2 pseudogenes are annotated in these 366 nt (G+C 50.0%); one reads left to right on the top strand and one right to left on the bottom strand.

What is annotated here, in order from left to right:
• Positions 1 to 72 (bottom strand): annotated as a pseudogene (locus tag SB756_RS28515) (ACP phosphodiesterase); the annotation flags it as partial.
• A gap of 152 nt (positions 73 to 224) precedes the next feature.
• On the opposite strand from SB756_RS28515, the pseudogene SB756_RS28510 reads away from it, so the two are divergent.
• A pseudogene (locus SB756_RS28510) lies at positions 225 to 366 on the top strand (transcriptional regulator); the annotation flags it as partial.

Genomic DNA, 366 nt, shown 5'->3' with positions numbered 1-366 from the left:
ATCGCCATACAGGCTGCCGAGTAATTGACCCGGGCGCTGGCCGCCAAGGTGCAGATGTGCGAGATAATTCATGGACGCAGCTTAGCACTGCGACCAACATATCGTTATAACTCGATATACCGATAAGTAATGATTTAAGACCAAAATCATATTGGTATATCGGAATTCAACGATTTAAAGTTCGCCTCATCGCGATATAACGCTGCAAGCAACGAGCAACCGCCATGCCCATCGACCTCGACGAAATAATAAAAGCCCTGGCACACCCAGTACGACGAGACATCCTCACCTGGCTTAAAGACCCCAAGGTGCAGTTTCCCGAGCAACTGCATAACCACGAATACGGCATCTGCGCCGGGCAGATCG

The sequence above is a fragment of the Pseudomonas sp. SIMBA_068 genome (assembly GCF_046534705.1).
Taxonomy (GTDB): Bacteria; Pseudomonadota; Gammaproteobacteria; order Pseudomonadales; family Pseudomonadaceae; genus Aquipseudomonas; species Aquipseudomonas putida.
The sequence above is the reverse complement of the archived record's forward strand: the minus strand, read 5'-3'. Positions and strand labels throughout refer to the sequence as shown.